Here is a 17,392-nt window from a genome sequence, read left to right on the forward strand (position 1 = left end):
TAATTTCATTTACTGAAATAAGGTTCTACAAAAAAGGAGACAAAATCCTCTTTTTAAGGTTATAGGATATTTCATCAAATTAAACAAAATGCCGAGAAAAATCATCGTTTTTAAGATATTTAGTTACAAACTTGAATAATATTAAATAATATCGTTCATTATATGAGGTTTTAGTTGAATGCATACTATATGATGTGTAAAATCTAAGCAAGTAGGTTAGAATACTGCTTGCAAATGGCAGTATAAATAATTATTTGAGGTGAATGCATGCTAGATTTTAAGCAATTAGAAATTTGTTTGAAGGAAAAGAGATTTATAGATGGATTACAGGAGATAAATAATGAAATTGCACATATAAAAGAAACGAATAAATTATCATACGTGAAGAACTGGCTTTCTAACGTTTCATCACCTAAAGAGTTTGATATATTAATTCGCCTTGCTGATGAAGGGTTAATGCATCAATATAGCTCCTTTTTAATTCGTTACACTTATAAAAAGTTCCCAAATATGAGAACGCTCTCTTTGTATTGTGATGAGTTAATTGATGAGCGTAAAATCCTTGATGCAGAACAATTGTTAAAAAATTCTTTGGAAGAGGTAAATGAAGAAGAAACTGATGCTGATGTTTTAGCGAAAGCATATTTTACGTTAGTTAGATGTTTGTTAGATATGAAGCGAAATGAAGAGGCATATGCCTATATGCAAAAGGCAGAAAAGTATAGCACGCATGCAGTTTTTGATAAATGGGGTTACTTATATATACAGACCGGTGAGTGGGAGAAAGCAGAGGAACAACTTTTAGCTGGACAGCAGCATAAAGATTGTGAAGAGTTAGCTACATATTTACTAGCACAATTATATGCATATAAAGGAGAACAGCAGCGAGCATTACAACTCATTAACGATGCGATTGCAAAGTTTCCACAAATACCATACTTCCATTTTGAAAAGGTGAAATATTTATTAGATTTAGAGCGTTTTGAAGAAATGTTAGCGGTAATAGATAATATGAATCAAATGCTTTCGTATCACGCTTACACAACTTATTTCATACATTTACGTGCAGAAGCATTGTATAAAATGAATGAGATTAAAGAGTTACAAGCACTATTGAAAGTAGAATCGAGTTTGAAAAATTCTTTATATCATCATATAGAAAAAAATCCGGATGGAAAAAAGGTCCGGTTACCGTTAGTTCCAATTGTACAAAAGGATAACTATTGTGTTCCGACGAGTTTGGAAATGATGTTAGGATTATGGGGAGAAAACCGCACGCAAGACGAAATTGCAAAGCATATTTTTGATGTAACAGGTTCCAAGTTTTCAGATACAGTTACGTATTTAGAAGAATTAGGTTACGAGTATCGTTATTTTAAAGGGAATGAAGAGAATTATAAGAAGTTACTTGATCAAGGTATTCCCGTTTTATTAAGTATAGATATTGATCACGCTTCCCATGTACAAGTACTTTCTGGTTATGACAATGTGTTACAAGCTTTTTATATTCAAGATCCGAATTTCTTAGAACCGATTCTTGTAGAATATGATAAGTTGCAAGAAAAATATCGTTATACAGATTGTTTAGCTATTACGTTTACGCCAAAAGATAGAATAGGACAGCTTTCCTTTTTAAGTGTGGAAGAACATAATTATTTTAAATCAATTTTTTCTCTTACAGATCATTTAGATGAGCAAGATAAAGAGGGAATTGAAAAGTTGATACTATTTTTAAAAGAAACAAGTGAAAATCCAAACACTTGGTTATATACAATTAAACATTTAGATGCTGAAGTAGATAAAGAGTTTATTCAGTTTTGTATAGAAAAGTTAATGGAGAAGTTTCCGAGCTCTGACTTTGTGAAATTGCATAGTGCACAGTGTTTTATTCGCCTGCAAGATATGAAGAAAGCAGGACAAATGCTTCAAAGTGTGGAGAAGAAAAACAATCAAGCGTTATATCATTTTATAAATGGACGTTATTCTTTTGAACAAGATAATTATGCAGAAGCGATTGCTAGTTTTCGTTCATCATTACAATTGGATGCAGACCAACCAGTTGCGTGGAGTTTCTTAGCTTTATCATACATGTATATGGATCAATCTGAAAAGGGGCTAGAGTATTCTCTAACAGCTATAGAACGTAGTCCAGAAAGGTTTACGCTTGTAAATCACGGTTTAATATTAATAGATTTAGAACGATATGAAGAGGCATATGGATTCTTTAATGATTTATTAAAAGAATATAAATATGAAGCGCACATATGGTATGAACGTGCAAGATGTGCTCAGCATTTAGGAAAAGTGTATTTGGCGGTAAAAGGACTTAAAGTGGCGATTCAATTAGATAAAACGGCAGCGTATGTATATACGAAGCTTTCGGAAATCTATGAATCAGATTTGGATGATGGGAATAGTGCGAAGGAAATTTTATTACAAGGAATTCAAAATTGTGAAGATCAGGCGTCTTTATATGTTCGTTTAGGAGATGTTCATTTTCAAAACGATGAACTTGAAGAAGCAGAAACTATTTATAAGCGTTCTTTAGAAGAAAATAATGAAGATGTATATTCTCATTTCGGTTTAATTCAAGTTTATATGGCAAAAGAACAATATGAGGATGCCAAAAACTATCTTGTTAGTATCAATAAGCAATTTGAAGACAATCAAGATTTCCTTATGAATGCTGGCATGGTGCTATGGGATGCTGAAATTGCATTAGGCGGGGATGAAAAAGAATTAAAACTTGCACTTTCTAAATTAGAGAACGGTATACGAAGAGTATACGCTAATATATCCAGTGTGTTAGATGAGTATGTAAGTCGAATAAAAGACACAGCTTTTGTGCAACGAGGCATAGCTTTTTTAAGAACGTTAGAAAAAGAAAAAACGGAAGTAATTGAATACGGTTGTTACGCTGGTGTTTTATATGAATCTATTGGACAGTATGACCAGGCGATAAAACGATATAATGATGCACTTAAGAAAAAACAGGATTCATTGCCGTATTTCCGTATTGGTGAAACATTCATGGCGCTAGGGCAATTTCAAGAAGCGAAGCATGCATATGAAACATGTTTAGAAATAGATGAGAATTTCATAGGTGTACATTTACAGCTTGCTGAAATATATGAAAAAGAAGAGAATCGTTTCAAAGAACAAAGTCATATGGTACAGGCGATGAAAGAAGAGCCATTGCATATTAATATGGAATATTTGGCGCAGCTTTCCGTAGAAATGAATCTTCAAGAAGAATTGCTAATTGAATTAGAAAAATTAGCGGAAGAAGTTTCTGAAATATGGCGTTTAGATGCGATTGCATACGTGTTTGGTGCGATGAATGACATAGATAAAGAAAAAGAATATATCGAATACGCAATGAAGATAGATGAAGAGCATGTGGAAGTACTATATCATTATGCGAAAGTACTTGTTAAAAAGCAGAATGCAGAAGCAATCGAAGTTGCGTTGAAAGTAATGCATAAAGATTTGGAAAGTGAACGTATATTTGGTGTGTACGTAAAAGCAATGGAGCAACATAAAAAATTATCCCAAATAAGAGACACACTTCATACGTTAAAGGTGAGAAAAGCAGAAAGAAGTACAGCATTTGTTTATGCAGCTACTGCGGTTGCCGAAAGATTAGTAGAAAGGCAGCAAAATGAACAGCCGAAAAAATCTATATTTACAAGAGCATTTTATCGCATGAAAAATCGTGCGAAGGAAATTTCAATGATTACAGTTATTATTGATTTATTTGAGATTTCCTTAAAGTTAAACCCGAAAAATAGTATGGCAGCGCAGCGTTTCGCGATATTTTACGAGAATGCAGCGATGAATAAAGAAGCGATAGAGATATTACAAACGTCGTTAGAAAATAAGTGGGATTATGATGTAGCGAAGCAACTTGTAAGTCTTTTCATTGAGTGTGAGGAAGAAGATATGTTACGAGATGCTTTCGAATTAACGAAACAAATGGTTCGAGAGTTACCGGATGATTATGATACGCTTCTTTTACAAGCGAATGTATTATGTAAGACTGGAGAAGAAAGAAAAGCCGAAAAAATTTGCTTACAATTAATTGAGAAAACGCCATTCGTAAGTAGAGGATTCCTTGCTTTAGGAGAAATGTACCAAAGTCAAGAGAGGTTTGAGGATGCGATTCATTTATTAGAAGGTGCTACTATACATCATCCAAATGAAACGGCAATTCTTCTTACTTTAGCATCTTCATATCATAGAGCTGGACAAACGATAAAGGCAGAAAAGATAACAAGTGAAATATTAGATATTGATGTTACTAACTTGTTAGCAAGATATGATCATGCTTGTTACTTAGCTGTATTAAGCAGAAATGAAGAGGCAAGAGAAGAACTTAGAATTGTACTTCGTGAAGATGAAACCGGATTTTTTGCTGAACTTGCAGAGGAAGATGAAGATTTATCGGGATTGCGAGAATTTGAAAAATAAATGTATACGAATAGAGAAAAAGGATATAAATAAAAATATATTTTGAATTAGTTGACAATTAATTGTTAAATGGCATAAAATAACTTTTAATAAAGTATACAAATCTGAAGACGAGAAAGAGTAAAATAGTGAGCTGTTCCCCAGAGAGCCGGTGTATTGCTGAAAGCCGGTGTGCAGACGTTATTTGAAAATCATCTCCGAGGAGCCGTGGCTGAATAAAGTAAGCTCGGACGGATGTCTACCGTTACAAAGAACGCGTATGTTAGTACGTTGCTAAGTGCTATTAGTGAAAAGCTAATAGAATTAGGGTGGTAACGCGGGTAAACCCGTCCCTACTTCATAGGGACGGGTTTTTTGTGTGCTTTTAAAAAATTCAAAGGAGTGATTGTAGATGAAGAAAGTAGATGTAAAAGAGTCAGCTGTAGGGAGAGAAACACGTATTCGTAAGCAGTGGAATGAACAAAGTATTTTCGAGCAATCAATTCAGAATCGAGAAGGTGCACAATCTTTTGTGTTTTATGAAGGGCCACCAACAGCGAACGGATTACCACACGTCGGCCATGCACTTGGGCGGGCGATTAAAGATTTAGTAGCGAGATATAAAACGATGGCTGGATATAAAGTATTAAGAAAAGCCGGATGGGATACACATGGATTACCTGTAGAATTAGGCGTTGAAAAACAACTGGGCATTTCAGGTAAACATGAAATCGAAGAATACGGAATTGAACCGTTTATTCAAAAGTGTAAAGAGAGTGTATTCACATATGAGAAGCAGTGGCGTGAATTTACGGAGAGTATTGGATATTGGGTAGATATGGATGATCCGTACGTTACTTTAGAGAATCCATATATTGAAAGTGTATGGCATATTTTAGGGACAATTCATGAAAAAGGCTTGTTATATAAAGGGCATAGAGTTTCACCATACTGTCCAAGCTGTCAAACATCGCTTAGTTCACATGAAGTTGCACAAGGATACAAAACGGTTAAAGATTTAAGCGCAACGGTTAAGTTTAAAGTGAAAGATAGTGAAAATGAATATTTCCTTGGATGGACGACAACACCGTGGACGCTCCCAGCGAATGTTGCACTTGCCGTACATCCGAATATGGAATACGTAAAAGCAATACAAGAAGAATCAGTGTATATTGTTGCTAAAGACCGTGTGCAAGAAGTGCTAAAAGAAGATTATGAAGTAATGTCTGTTCATAAAGGAGAAGAATTATTAAATATTTCATATACAGCACCGTTTCCGATGAAAGAAGTTACAAATGGATACCGTGTTATTGCGGCAGACTTTGTTACTGCAGATAGTGGTACGGGACTCGTTCATATCGCTCCAGCATATGGAGAGGACGATTATAGAGTCGTTCAAAATGAAGGGTTATCATTTTTACATGTTGTAGATGAGAAGGGTGAGTATACAGAAGCAGTACCATTTCTAAAAGGTAAGTTTGTAAAAGAATGTGACGTTGATATTGTCCGTTATTTAGCTAAAGAAGGTTTGTTATATCATAAAGAAAAATATGAACATAGCTACCCACATTGTTGGCGCTGTGATTCGCCGTTACTTTATTATGCAGGAGAAAGTTGGTTAATTCGAACAACTGAGATTAAAGAGACGTTTTTACAAAATAATGATACTGTCACATGGTATCCAGATAATATGAAGCATGGACGCTTTGGGAAGTTTTTAGAAAATATGGTGGACTGGAATATTAGCCGAAATAGATATTGGGGAACACCGTTAAACGTATGGGAATGTGAAAGCTGCGATCATCAATTCGCACCGAAAAGTATTGATGAATTAAGAAAGCATAGTACAAAAGAAACACCTGAAGATTTAGAATTGCATAAGCCATATGTGGATGAAGTACAAGTATGCTGTGAGAAATGTGGAAGTTCAATGAATCGAACACCAGAAGTAATTGATGTTTGGTTTGATAGTGGTTCCATGCCTTTTGCGCAATATCATTACCCGTTTGAAAATAAAGAGTTGTTTGAAGAACAGTTTCCAGCAGATGTAATTGCAGAGGGAATTGATCAAACACGCGGCTGGTTTTATAGTTTATTAGCAGTATCAGCGCTATATACAGGGAAAGTACCATATAAACGAGTATTATCATTAGGGCATGTATTAGATGAAGAAGGACAGAAAATGTCTAAAAGTAAAGGTAACGCACTTGATCCTGTGGATTTAGTAGAGAAGTTTGGTGCCGACGCACTAAGGTGGGCTTTACTCGTTGACAGTGCTCCGTGGAATGCGAAACGATTTTCTGAAAGAACAGTACAAGAAGCGAAATCTAAATTTGTAGATACGTTAGTCAATGTGTATAGCTTCTATGTTTTATATGCAAATTTAGATGGATATAATCCGAAAGAAAAATATGAAGTTAAACGTACGAAATTAGATGAATGGGTGTTATCAAGATTGCACAGCACAACGAGAAAGGTAAGAACTGCACTAGATGATTATCAATTTACGAATGCAGCTCGTGAAATTGCTGCGCTCGTAGATGAAGTGAGTAACTGGTATGTAAGACGTTCACGCAATCGTTTTTGGGAGTCAGGAATGAATCCTGAAAAAGCAGCTGCTTATGCAACTCTACATGAAGTACTTGTTACAATTAGTAAACTAATCGCACCATTTACACCGTTTGTAGCTGAGGATATTCATCTAAATTTAGAAGGAAGCAGTGTTCATTTAGCAGATTATCCGGTTGTAAACGAATCACTTATTCAGTCAAAGTTAGAAGCAGAAATGGACGCTGTTTTACAAGTTGTTGAACTTGGGAGAAGTAATCGCAATCAACATTCATTGAAAGTAAAACAGCCGTTAGCAGAGCTTGTATTACTTGAGCATAAGGAAAATGATATCGATTGGGAATCTTATCGTGATATCGTAATGGATGAGCTAAATGTTAAAGCGTTCCATGTTGAACTGGATGAAACGAAATACACATCATATCAATTAAAGTTGAATTTTAAAACAGCGGGACCGAAGTTCGGTAAGAATGTGAATGCAGTAAATGGGTGGCTAAAACAATTATCGCAAGAAGAAGTACAGAACTTTGTTTCAACTGAAAGAGCAGCATATCAAGCAGCATCAGGGGAAGAAGTAGTTGTAACGTCTGAAGATGTATTAGTAGAAAAAGTAGCGAAATCAGGATTCTCAAATACGACTAATGGACAGTATACAGTAATGTTAGACACGAATGTAACGGAGGAATTGTTACAAGAAGGAGTGGCTCGTGAATTCATTCGAGCAGTGCAAGAATATCGTAAACAATTGAATTTACCGGTTAACTTACGAGTTGATGTTGTTCTTGATACAGAAGATGAATTGGAGCATACATTAACGAACCATAAAGGGCTATTAGAAGAAAATTTACTCGTAAAACAATTTACGTTTCGTGCATTAACGAAAGAAGATGATGAACTTTCATTAGGTGAGACAAAAGTTCGAATCAAACTGAGCCCAGCTAATTAAATAAAAAGGAAGTTGGAATGAACGATTCCAACTTCCTTTTTGTATGAAGAGAAATTATCCGGCTAATTTTCTCATAATCCATTCGATAGGGCCTCTAGAAAATTTCTTTCTCCATAAAGTGCTAAATAATACACTGAAAATGAAAAATCCAGTAGCAAATAATAAAACGAAAAGTAGTGTTTGATGTTCCATCTTATTTAATAGAATCAATGTCCCAATACCGATAAATACATGGCTTACATAATGAGTTAATGTGAGTTGGCCTGTTTGTACAATGGCCGTAATAAACCAATTCTTTTCATATTTTTCAGCAAGATGGAGGCAAATTATTAATATAGCAATAGCAGATCCTGTAGCTGATGCGACGTATAATATATTGGGTAAAATGGGTCCTGTGTTAAACAAAAATGTAGATGATTCTTCACCAATGTATGGGATAAATAGCTGTGTTAATACTTTGGATAATAGCTCTATAATTACGGTTGTTGTTATACCGAGTAAGAACAACCAATGTCTAATTTTTATATTATGAAGATCTAACCTGCCAATTATCATACCGATTAAGAAGAATGAAAACCATGGGAAAATAGGGTGATAGCCATTAAAGAATAAGTTGCGAAGGAATCCTTTTACTGTCCAAAAGTCTATATAGTTTATAAATGGAGTAGAGCCTCCCCATCCTTCGAAGGCATTGAAAGTAAGTTGGAGATATTGTGCAGTGAGTAGAATAATGATAGAAAGCCATATTAATATAGTTCTTCGTACAGTAATTAGTAATGCAGCAATGAAAAGATAAACGCCATAGTAGTGTAATATATCCCCCGTCCATTCCATTACGTACAATAATAGTCCTAAAATAAATAAGAATAGTGATCGTTTCCATATCATTTTTCGGCTATTACTAATTTTTATTTTCTCGTGGCTAGCAACAGATGACTTAGTCATTAAAGTTATGCCAATCCCAGCAAGTATAACAAACAAGGCAGAAGCTCTACCTTCAAAAAGTGACATAAAGGTTTTTAACAGAGGAGGACCATTTCCTTCCGCCCCTGTTATCACCATGAAATTAACTAGCAACATTCCAAACATCGCCCAAGCTCTAGCAAAATCTAAGCCGATAATTCGTTTTTTACTTTTCATAAGAATCACTTCTTTCAAATATGCTGTTAACAGCTTCAATCCATATTTGTTTATAATCCATATTTATATCAAACATCATATAACTTCCGATATTATCAAGTACTAACGCTAACATATGAGCTTTTGAAACTAGATTTTTATTTTGAATGAGTTGAAGTTCATTTGCTTTTATGAGGAGTGATTCAAATCCGTTTAAATATTCTGTTTGCACAGTTAGTAATCGATCTTTGTACATATCGTTTCTAGAAGAAAGTAAAACATATTCTTGCAACACACGATTAAAATAAGGATCGTTACGTTGTTCATCAATCATTTTGAATCCAATTTCAATACATTTCTCAATAAAATTTTCATGCGTAAACTCTTCTGTATGGAAAAAAGAAGAGAATTGCATTGCTTTGCATAATTCATTAAAAATACCTTCGATTAATGCGCCTTTAGATTTAAAGTAGTAATAAATAGATGGTTTGGCGATACCAACTTCTTCAGCAATCATCGTGTAAGTTGTTTTAGCGATACCATTCTCAGCGAATAAGCGGTAACTCGCCTCAATTATCGAAGAGAGTGTTTCTTCACTTTTGCTCATAATAAATCCTCCTAATAAAAAAGGTTACATAAATCGTATCATTCATTAATAATATTTTCAACCTACCGTTAGGTAAAAAACAGCCTGTTTTTTAATACATTAATTTAAAAAGTATATGGTTAAGGGAATTAATAAAGAAATATATTTCTACATTATTTTTCTCGTTTTACACATAAATATTGAGAAAATTTCACTCACCTTAAATGTAAAGGTAATATATTTGCTCATATAGAATTACTCGTAGATTCACTTTATTTCGTTACTTGTGGACAGTAATAGCCTTATAGGAATGGGGTAAAGGTTTCAATTTATTAGGGGGAGTGGTTTTATGTTAAACAAAAAAATGGTGGCAATGGCAATGACTGTGCCATTAGTAATGGGGACAATTTCTACTGTTTCAGCACTTGAAAAACAACAGGAAGTAAAGTTAGAAGCTTATTCACCACAGAAAAAGGCAATTGAATATTTAAAAGGGAATGCTGATCAGTATGGATTAAAGCCAGACCTTTCAGACTTACAATATATTTCTACAACAGAAACGTCAGTAGCTTCATACGTTAGGTTTCAACAAGTAGTCAATGGTGCTCCTGTATTTTCAAAACAAATAACAGTTACTCTTAATGGAGAGGGAAAAGGAGTGCTGGCAGTTTCTGATTATCAGTCTGTTAAAGGTGTGAAGGAAGTAACGAACAAGATTAGTGAAAAAGATGCGGAACAAAAATCAATGGCGTATGTTGGAGGAGAAAGTGAGCAAAATCTATGGGCTCCTACAGAGAAAGACTTCGGATATATTATTGAAGAGGGAATCGCTATCCCAGTATACAAAGTTGTAGTCCATTCTAATAATCCATTTGGTGCATGGGAAACATTTATTGATGCGGAAAACGGAAAGTTAATTAAAAAGGTTGATATAAACCGAAAAGCAGAAGGAACTGGGAAAGTATTTTTACCTAACCCTGTCGTATCAAGTGGTAGTTTAGCAGGGTTAAAGGATAATAATGATGCAGATTCTACAGCGTTAAATAATCAACTAAAAACAGTTACTTTAAAAGGTCTAGATGGTACAGGATTTTTAATTGGGGAGTATGTCACGATTTCTTCAAAAGCGAAGACGAAATCTACAAATCTACAATTTAACTATACACGTGCAAATGATAGTTTTGAAGATGTTATGTCATATTATCATATCGATACATTACAGCGTTACATTCAAGGATTAGGCTTTAAAAATATTAATAATCGTTCCATTAAAGTGAATGTAAATGGTACAACTGATGATAATTCATTCTATTCTCCATCAACGAAAGCTTTAACTTTCGGTACTGGCGGAGTAGATGATGCAGAAGATGCTGGCATTATCGCACATGAATACGGGCATTCGATTCAAGATAACCAAGTACCTGGATTCGGAAGTTCAGCAGAAGGCGGAGCGATGGGAGAAGGATTTGGTGATTTCTTAGGCGCAACGTATGAAGATGCGGTATCAACGACGGGTTACGGAAAAGCATGCATTGGAGAATGGGATGCGACTGCTTACTCTAGTTCAGATCCAACGTGCTTACGCCGATTAGATAATAATAAAGTATATCCAAAAGATATAACAAATGAAGTACACGATGATGGGGAAATTTGGGCTCAAGGTCAATACGAAATGGCACAAGCTTTTGGACGTGATGTAGCAACAAAAATTATTTTACAATCACATTGGTCATTAACACCAAATGCGAAATTCCGTGATGGAGCAAAAGCGATTAAGCAAGCAGATGCTCTTTTATACGGCGGACAACACGCAGCTGAAATTGATCGTATTTGGACTGCGAGAGGAATTAGTACGAATTAATATAAAACGTCGTGGCATTTATAAGCCACGACGTTTTTGATTTGTTTAAGGACCGGTACTAGAAAATTTATTTATATCGGCGATAATGTAAATATATCAACAAGTTTACTTTGTCGCTTCTTTAAAAACAAAATGCTCTTTAAACTTTCTAGCTTCAACTTTTTGACCGTTTCTCATAGAGCGGAAAGGATGTTCTTGCCACGTAATGATAACGTCAACCTTATCGGCTTTTGTAGCAACAGGGAAATTAGCGTGTTCAAATCCAGTTTTTCCGCTTGCTAGACGACTTTCTTTTAGGGAAAAGAGTTCATATTTTGTTTTCGTATTTGGTTCATTGCGGAAGACTTCAACTTGTACGTTATATACTTCGCTTTTCCCAAGATTTTTTACAGAGAAATGATATGTTTGAAATACACCTTTTTTAGGTTGCAAAAATTTTCCACCCGTTTTTTTCACTTCATCAATATTCACTTGCCATTGATTAGAGTTTTGAGAGACTGGTAAAGAGTTTGGGGAATAAGCATACGTTTCATTAACTGCAACTATGCATAACAATAGGAAAAAGAAACTAATCGTTTTTCTCATATGCACACCTCCGCTATGAAATTTATATTAATATGTGTAAAAAACTTAAATTTATGTAATAAAATAGAAAAGGTGATAGTATGATTCAAATTAGTTTGAAAGAACTTGAAGAAGTAGTAGATGGTGAAGGGCTACATGAGTTGTTTTATAAATTAGTTGCAGTGGGAGTGTCAATTGATTCTAAAAAAACTCAAGAGGAAAATTTGTTTGTACCAATTATACGTGTAAAAGATGGGCATGATTACGTACAAGAGGCAATGAGGAATGGGGCAGTTGCGTGCTTATGGAAAAAATCTCACGGTGATCCACCAAAAGGAATACCGATTATATTTGTAGATGACACGCTATTCGCGCTACAACAATTAGCACGATTTTACCGAAATGAACTTAATGTGAAAGTAATCGGAATTACTGGTAGTAATGGAAAGACAACAGTAAAAGATATAATAGGGACGATTTTAAGTACAACTTATAACGTACATAAAACGAAAGGTAATTTAAATAGTCAAATTGGATTGCCGTTAACGATTTTAGAAATGAAACGAGATACGGAGTTTTTAATACTAGAAATGGGAATGAGTGAAGAAGGACAAATTCGAAAGTTATCAAATATAGCGCAGCCGGATGTAGCGATAATTACAATGATTGGACAGTCTCACTTAGAAACGCTTGGATCAAGAGAAGGAATTGCGAATGCTAAATTAGAAATTATAGACGGATTCAAAGAAAAATGTTTATTTTTATATAATGGTGATGAGCCATTACTTTCTCAAAATAATAAAATGCTAGGTATAGAATATAAGTCATTTGGTGAAAAGGATACAAATGATCTTTATCCTACGAATGTACGATTAAATGAATATGGTAGTCATTTCAAATTAAATGAATCAAAAAAAGTACAGTATGACGTCTCTTTGCATGGGAAGCATAATATATTAAATGTAATCATCGGAATAGCTATAGGTCAATTTTATAATGTGCCCACAGAGAAAATAAAGCGGGCGTTAAGACAAATAAACATTACAGATATGCGCTTTCAATTTTTATCTGCAAAATCAGGTTTTACGATTATTAATGATGCATGGAATGCGAGTCCATCTTCAATGACAGCAGCAATTGAAACATTAGAGAAGTTAAATACTTATGAGAAAAAAATCATTGTAATTGGGGATATGTTGGAGTTAGGAAATGAAGCTGAGGCATATCATAGAGAAATCGGAAGAATGTTAAGTCCAGAGAAAATTCAATACGTTTTTACGTATGGTAAGCTTTCAATGATGATAGCGGAAGAAGCAAAGAAGAACTATCCTAAAAATCAAGTGCAATCATTTCAAAATAAAGATGGAGTAGCAGCGAAGATTTTAGAAATAATAAATGAAAAGGATATTGTATTATTGAAAGGCTCTCGGGGAATGGCTTTAGAGGAGATTGTGCAAAGATGGATGTGAAAAATCAGAACATATTGAAAAAAAGGCTTGCGTTTTATAAAACAAAGAGATAGAATACTCTGTAAATATAAAAAGTGATGATCAGGAAAAGTACATGATGCAAGGGTCTACAGAGAGCAATCGGTTGCTGGGAAGATTGCGATACCGCATGATGGAAGGACACCTGTGAGTGTTGCTTTGAACGTGATAATTAGTAAAAGCAAACGGTACCTACCGTTATCAGGACTAAGATGGTCAGTATGACAATTTGGGTGGTACCGCGGAAAAAATCCGTCCCTATTTATAGGGGCGGATTTTTGTATTCTTTGAAAGGGGGTGAGTGACCGTGGATGATGACGATGACAACAATAATGTAAATAAATATAAAACTATTGGAGGGAAATATAATGGGTCAAATAATGAAGCGTTCACTCACGCGAGAATGTACAGAGCGTAGCGGGAAGGTTGTATTACTACAAGGATGGGTAAAAAAAATCCGTCATCTTGGCAATGTTAGTTTCTTATTATTAAGGGACCGAACGGGAGTTATTCAATGTGTATTAGAAAACGAGTTAGCTGGATATAAAGTAGATGTTGAAAGTGTCGTTCAAGTTGTTGGTGAAATAGTAGAGACAACGAAAACAGAATTAGGTGTTGAACTACTTGCACATGAAGTAAAAGTATTGAATGGTGCAGAATCACTTCCATTTGAAATAAATAAAAAGAAGCTACAAGTCGGCTTAGATCAACTGTTGAATGAGCGGGTATTATCATTAAGACATGAACGAATCGCGGCGATTTTTAAAGTGAAATCTACACTCGTTCAAAGCTTTAGTGAATTTCTAGTAGAGAACGATTTCACACGTATATTTACTCCGAAAATTGTCTCACAAGGGGCAGAAGGAGGAGCGAATGTTTTTAAGCTTCCATATTTCCAAAGAGAAGCGTATTTAGCTCAATCACCACAGTTTTATAAACAAATGATGGTAGCGGGAGGACTCGAACGTGTTTTTGAAATTGCTCCTGTGTACCGGGCTGAACATCATAACTCTTCACGACATTTAAATGAATATATATCGTTAGACGTAGAGGTTGGATTTATTCATGATTTTCATGAAGTGATGCAATTAGAAACAGATGTGTTACGCTATATGTTTAAACAAGTAGGAAAAAAATGCGAGAAAGAACTACAACTATTACAAATAACAGTACCTGTCATTGCAGAAATTCCTAAAATCACATTATCAGAGGCACAAGAAATTTTAAAAATGAAGTATCGAAAAGAATCCCCTGTAGGGGATTTAGATACAGAAGGTGAAAAGTTACTAGGGAAATATGTAAAGGAAACATATAATAGTGAATTTGTTTTCATTACGCATTATCCGAAAGAAGCGAGACCAATGTATACGATGCCGAATAAAGAGAATCCATCTATTACTGATTCATTTGACTTATTATATAAAGGATTAGAAATAACATCAGGGGCACAGAGAATTCATCATTATGATATGTTACTTGCTTCTTTTAAAGAAAAAGGGTTAAACCCAGAGAAATTTCAATCCTATTTGAATACATTTCGTTACGGATGTCCACCACATGGCGGATTCGGAATTGGATTAGAAAGAGTTGTGTATAAATTTTTAGAATTAACAAACGTACGAGAGGCGAGCGCTTTTCCGAGAGATTGTACGCGCCTTATACCATAAAAAAGAATCTTCGCGATAATCGCGAAGATTCTTTTTTACTGTTCTTTCATTTTTACATTTTGTTTGAAGAGGGAAAGATATTTTCTCTTTCTTTCTCTTTTGTCTTTTGATAATACACTTAATAAAAGTGAGTTATCGATATGAACCATTTCATTTTTTAGTGCATTTTGCATTCCGGATAACATCATGTATACAGCTAAAATAACGATAGTGAAAAATAAAACGGGACCGAATGCTATCCAAGGTAAAACATATAAAAACTGATGATTGTGACTAAGTAAAACAAGTGTACCAGCAACGTTAAATGAAATGGTTTGAAATAGTGCTAAATGCAGTAATAAAACTAAAGTTTGCAGCATTTGTTGATTAATCCAAATGAAAATTTTTGGCGTAAGAAAGGGTTTTAAATGGATCTTACAAATGTGAAAAAACCCACCTCCTAATGTTTTAGAACTTGTCACAAATTCATTTTGTAGCAATAAACGAATTTCATTACTGAAAAGTTGTACTAAATTAGGTACACTAATAAAAATCAAAACTGAAATCATATAAGAAAGCCAAAGGTGTTCTTCATCTGGAGATACAAGCATTACAGGTGATAATAAAAAAATTGCTAATAAGGTAGTAGGGACGTATTGGAATGTTTCAAATAGAATATCTAAAAAGCGTACGTATCGATAAAAGTATGCATGAAGAACACCGAATATAAGTGAAAAGACGATCCGGAAAAAACTAATAATCACTGCATAAAATATTGGCGTTTTTGCATCATAAAGAGTCCAGATTAAAACGTCATTCCCCTCTTTATCAACACCGAGAGGATGAGAAAAAGAGGGCGGTGCTGGAGCAGTACTAACTAGTTTATCGTCAATGTATTGAAAAGCAGGACCAGGTTGGATTTTTCCTGAGTCCATTTTTTCTTTAGTAATATAACTTGCAACAATAATAGTTACTAAAATAAAAAGACCGATTAAAAATCGTATATTAAAAACTACCTTTTTAAACAAGTAAATCCCTTCTTCCTGGTAAAATACGTTTTAATAGTTCAAAGGAGAGATAAAATGGAATCGTTAAAAGTAAAATGCTGATTGTAACAATTTCCGGTGTTTGATGCATAATTAAAAATTTAAACAATCCATATGAGTTAAATAAATACTCAAGTACAATCATATTGGAAATCATAAATAAAAAAATAGATTTAGCATTATAAAAAATAGATAATAGAGCGTTGATGAGTATGTGTTTATATAAAATGTAAAACGGTTTTAATCCTTTTGCGACTGCAACATTAACATAATCCTTTTGTAGCTCATCTTTATAATTTAGTAGACTGATTTTGTATAAGAAAATAATCGGCAAAATGCTTAATGTTAATATGGGTAACAAATATGTTTTTTCTTGCATTGTAGGAAAAGGTACCGTAACGAGAAAATTTGTATTTTTATAAATCCAAATGACAAATAGCTGTACACAAACGACGAAAAATAAGTCTGGCAACGCCTCTAGTACGTGCAAAATTTTAAGAATAATAGTTTGAATGTGTTTTGGAAAGTAAAATGTAAGAATTGTAAAAGTAGTAGAGAGGAGTACGGCAATAAGAAAAGCGCAAATCATAATAATTAATGTATGGTTATATGATTCTAGTAAGTATGGAAATAGGTCTCGATCCGGTGATTGAATCCCTGCATTGCTGATTTTGTAAGTAATTGTTGTAGGGTGAAATAAAGAAGAGATTACATTTAATATCGAATCTAAATAGTTATTCAAATTAAATTGTAAAGTTGGTGTTGGTTGCATTGCTAGTGAATTTGATGAATTTGGAGATTTACCAAAAAACAATTGTGGTAAAGAACAAATCGCAATAATACCAAAGATGATGAAAAATGAGCGGATAATAAAAAAACATCCATTCTTTAAATATGACATAATGTATTTTCTCCTTACAATTTATATTTGTAAATATTTTCTATAAGGCTTTATAAAAATCCTTTTCGACAAAAAAGTAATATATATCTTGACAGTAACAAATATAACCGATATACTTCATATTAATTTCAAAAGAAAATATATTCTAAATATTAAAATGTGTTGAATAGGAGTAGTAAGGTCATGTATTTGTGCAGAGAGCTATGGGTTGGTGCGACA

10 protein-coding genes and 3 other annotated features (1 of these 13 running past the window's edge) are annotated in these 17,392 nt (G+C 34.0%); of the genes, 5 read left to right on the top strand and 5 right to left on the bottom strand.

Annotated elements, in window-relative coordinates; all coding sequences use genetic code 11:
- Nucleotides 1–267 precede the first annotated feature (267 nt).
- The gene (locus tag MR109_RS13365) at nt 268–4,470 is read left to right on the top strand and encodes a bacteriocin-processing peptidase family protein (protein WP_242272351.1); all 4,203 of its coding nucleotides are present in this window, start codon (nt 268–270) and stop codon (nt 4,468–4,470) included.
- 98 nt (nt 4,471–4,568) lie between these two features.
- Nucleotides 4,569–4,807, top strand: a binding site (T-box leader).
- 54 nt (nt 4,808–4,861) lie between these two features.
- Nucleotides 4,862–7,963, top strand: a complete 3,102-nt coding sequence (gene ileS / locus MR109_RS13370; RefSeq protein ID WP_242272354.1) for an isoleucine--tRNA ligase — start codon at nt 4,862–4,864, stop codon at nt 7,961–7,963.
- Between the two features lie 54 nt (nt 7,964–8,017).
- On the opposite strand, the gene MR109_RS13375 is transcribed toward ileS, so the two are convergent.
- Complete coding sequence (locus tag MR109_RS13375; RefSeq protein WP_142322881.1) at nt 8,018–9,103, bottom strand: DUF418 domain-containing protein; 1,086 nt, start codon at nt 9,101–9,103, stop codon at nt 8,018–8,020.
- Nucleotides 9,093–9,689: a TetR/AcrR family transcriptional regulator gene (locus MR109_RS13380; protein WP_242272356.1), complete on the bottom strand. Its 597-nt coding sequence runs from the start codon at nt 9,687–9,689 to the stop codon at nt 9,093–9,095. The genes MR109_RS13375 and MR109_RS13380 overlap by 11 nt, the downstream gene beginning before the upstream one ends.
- Before the next feature lie 328 nt (nt 9,690–10,017).
- Between MR109_RS13380 and MR109_RS13385 the strand changes: the two genes are divergently transcribed.
- Complete coding sequence (locus tag MR109_RS13385) at nt 10,018–11,529, top strand: M36 family metallopeptidase (protein ID WP_071719987.1); 1,512 nt, start codon at nt 10,018–10,020, stop codon at nt 11,527–11,529.
- 105 nt (nt 11,530–11,634) lie between these two features.
- Here the strand turns inward: MR109_RS13385 and MR109_RS13390 are convergent, their stop codons facing one another.
- Entirely contained in the window at nt 11,635–12,114 is a 480-nt protein-coding gene (locus MR109_RS13390; RefSeq protein ID WP_242272357.1) for a hypothetical protein, read from the bottom strand.
- Nucleotides 12,115–12,194: 80 nt separating this feature from the next.
- Between MR109_RS13390 and MR109_RS13395 the strand changes: the two genes are divergently transcribed.
- Together MR109_RS13395 and aspS are read left to right on the top strand one after the other, a co-directional pair.
- Nucleotides 12,195–13,562 (top strand): UDP-N-acetylmuramoyl-tripeptide--D-alanyl-D-alanine ligase, encoded by a 1,368-nt coding sequence (locus MR109_RS13395; protein ID WP_242272360.1) that lies wholly within the window; start codon nt 12,195–12,197, stop codon nt 13,560–13,562.
- Between the two features lie 68 nt (nt 13,563–13,630).
- Nucleotides 13,631–13,843 (top strand) — a binding site (T-box leader).
- Nucleotides 13,844–13,948: 105 nt separating this feature from the next.
- A complete protein-coding gene (aspS, locus tag MR109_RS13400) occupies nt 13,949–15,247 on the top strand; it encodes an aspartate--tRNA(Asn) ligase (protein WP_242272361.1) in 1,299 nt (432 codons plus the stop codon).
- A gap of 35 nt (nt 15,248–15,282) precedes the next feature.
- Here aspS and MR109_RS13405 read toward each other — a convergent pair whose 3' ends face one another.
- Nucleotides 15,283–16,254, bottom strand: coding sequence for a peptide ABC transporter permease (locus MR109_RS13405; protein ID WP_242272363.1), 972 nt, complete (start codon nt 16,252–16,254; stop codon nt 15,283–15,285).
- Nucleotides 16,247–17,173, bottom strand: a complete 927-nt coding sequence (locus MR109_RS13410) for an ABC transporter permease subunit (RefSeq protein WP_242272365.1) — start codon at nt 17,171–17,173, stop codon at nt 16,247–16,249. The genes MR109_RS13405 and MR109_RS13410 overlap by 8 nt, the downstream gene beginning before the upstream one ends.
- A gap of 153 nt (nt 17,174–17,326) precedes the next feature.
- Nucleotides 17,327–17,392: a binding site (T-box leader), on the top strand (it continues 183 nt past the right edge of the window).

Source organism: Bacillus cereus group sp. BfR-BA-01310 (assembly GCF_022664325.1).
GTDB lineage: Bacteria > Bacillota > Bacilli > Bacillales > Bacillaceae_G > Bacillus_A > Bacillus_A paramycoides.